Genomic DNA, 2,019 nt, shown 5'->3' with positions numbered 1-2,019 from the left:
TTCCCGCCGCGACCACCCCGATACCGCCGCCTCCGCCCGAGCGTCCTGGCAGGTCGCGCAGGCTGCCGTGGATCGTCGGTGGCGCGCCGGTCGTGGTGGTGGCCGCCGTCGCCGGCCTGATCTTCGTGCTGAACAAGGACGAGGGCACGCAGAACGGCGATACGAGGAACACCATCGCCCAGAACAGCGGTGTCCAGAACGGGAACGCGCAGAACGGGAAGGTGGTGGCCCAGTACCACTACCAGTTCTCCGCGCCACAGGACTGGACCCAGACCGGCGGGCAGGCGCAGTACCGCGAAACGCTGCTCAAACCGAGTGACGGCTCCGCGGCCAACGACGCCATTTCCGTGCAGGAGTACTCGCTGGGCTACGACGTGTCGGCGAATCCCCAGCGACTGGCCGACGATCTGCGAAGCCAGGCGCAGAAGGCGGGCCCGACCTACAGCGGTTTCAGCGCCGACGCGACCTTCGGCGGCCGGAAGGTCATCGCCTACCGCCAGGCAGGCGACTACGGTCCGATCGACTGGTATGTGGTCGCCAAGGGCATGGTGCAGGTGAACGTGGGCTGCCAGTACGCCACGCAGTCCGTGCACGACCGCGTCGCCTCGGCGTGCGAGCAGATCGTGCGGACCCTGCAGATCACCGGTTGAGTGCGCCGGAGTGTCCGTGCGGGCACTCCGGCCTTCCCCGGCGGGCCCCCGGAAGCGCTTTCGTCGCTTCGGGGGCCCGTTTTCCGGCCGGTTCCGCGGTCGGGCATTCACTCTCGCAACTACTTCCCGGCAAAGCAGGACAAGGCGGAACCAACCATGGCATCGTCTTCGTCGTAGGTCCGTACCCACAAAGCAGTGCGGATAACACCACTAACGAAGGGGGTAACCTCTGATGGCAGGCGGTTTTACCGGTGACCCGGCACAGTTCGCTGACGCGCACCAGAAGGTGAACGAGACCAAGCTTCAGATGGACCAGAACCTGCAGCGTCTGGCCAGCGAGATCGAGGCCACCCAGGCCGGCTGGTCGGGCCCGGCGGCGCGGGTCTTCCAGGAGGTCATGGACGCCTTCGGACAGAAGTCCAAGAAGCTGAACGACGCGCTCGAGCACATCGCCGAGATGCTGAAGTCTTCCGGTGTGCAGTACGAGACCCAGGACCAGGACGTGCAGCAGCAGGTCAGCTCGCTGCAGGCGGCCCTCGAAGGTCTGTAAACCATCACCGGTCATTCACCAATAGCTTTTAGCGGAATCGGAGGGAAACAATGGCTGACGGTGCCATGAAGGTTGATTACGCCACCATTCACCAGGCGGCGGACGACTGCAAGAAGGCCGGCGGGGAGATCGAGTCGCTGTTCGACCAGCTCAAGTCGAACATCGCGCCGCTGACCGACAGCTGGACCGGTGACGCGCAGGATGCGTGGCACCAGCGGCAGGACGAGTGGAACCGCTCGCTCGAGGACATGAAGGGCCTGCTCGCCCGGATCGCGACCGCGCTCCCGCAGATCGCCGACGGCTACCAGTCGACCGACTCCGGCATCACCAAGATGTTCGGCGGCTGACAAGGCCATCCGAGAAGGGTCCCGGCTTCAGCCGGGGCCCTTTTTCCTTTTGCCGGGCCGTGAACCGGCCTCCACGCACCGGGCTGCCCGGCGCGTGGCGGCGCCGTGGTCAGCCCTGTTTCGGCGCGCCGACCTCGAACTGGGGCTGGTCGTTGAGCACCCGGATGGCCACCTTCTTCGGTTGGCCTGCCACCGTGACCGTGCATTCGAAGGTGGTGCCGGTCTTGGCCGGCTGGCCCTCGGGGCAGTGGACGTCGCGCACGTCGCTCTCGCCGAAGGCCTCGTGCAGCACCGTCTGCACACCGTCCTGAACGGACTTCTGGTCGAGCACGGGGCCGCGGAAGGCGCCGGACTGCCAGGCGCCGACCCCGGCGGCGGCGAGGACGACGGCAACACCGGCGGCGATGAGCAACGGCTTCTTGCCGCGCTTGGGTTTGCCGCCGCCATCGAAGGCCCCGAGGCCGCCATAGGT

Annotated in this window: 4 protein-coding genes; 3 read left to right on the top strand and 1 reads right to left on the bottom strand. The window is 66.9% G+C overall.

Features of this window, described 5'->3' with window-relative positions; genetic code table 11:
* The 3 genes from FNH05_RS36670 to FNH05_RS36660 form a co-directional block, all read left to right on the top strand.
* Positions 1 to 650: type VII secretion-associated protein (locus FNH05_RS36670; RefSeq protein ID WP_144593423.1), on the top strand; the 650-nt coding region annotated here is incomplete at its 5' end.
* A gap of 232 nt (positions 651 to 882) precedes the next feature.
* Entirely contained in the window at positions 883 to 1,200 is a 318-nt protein-coding gene (locus FNH05_RS36665) for a WXG100 family type VII secretion target (RefSeq protein WP_144593422.1), read from the top strand.
* Positions 1,201 to 1,250: 50 nt separating this feature from the next.
* Positions 1,251 to 1,547, top strand: coding sequence for a WXG100 family type VII secretion target (locus FNH05_RS36660; RefSeq protein ID WP_144593421.1), 297 nt, complete (start codon positions 1,251 to 1,253; stop codon positions 1,545 to 1,547).
* Between the two features lie 109 nt (positions 1,548 to 1,656).
* On the opposite strand, the gene FNH05_RS36655 is transcribed toward FNH05_RS36660, so the two are convergent.
* Positions 1,657 to 2,019, bottom strand: a 363-nt coding sequence (locus FNH05_RS36655; RefSeq protein WP_144593420.1) for a DUF4333 domain-containing protein, incomplete at its 5' end; no start/stop codon positions are given.

It is taken from the genome of Amycolatopsis rhizosphaerae, assembly GCF_007713715.1.
Classification (GTDB): Bacteria; Actinomycetota; Actinomycetes; order Mycobacteriales; family Pseudonocardiaceae; genus Amycolatopsis_E; species Amycolatopsis_E rhizosphaerae.
This window is presented reverse-complemented; position numbering and strand designations above follow the sequence as displayed.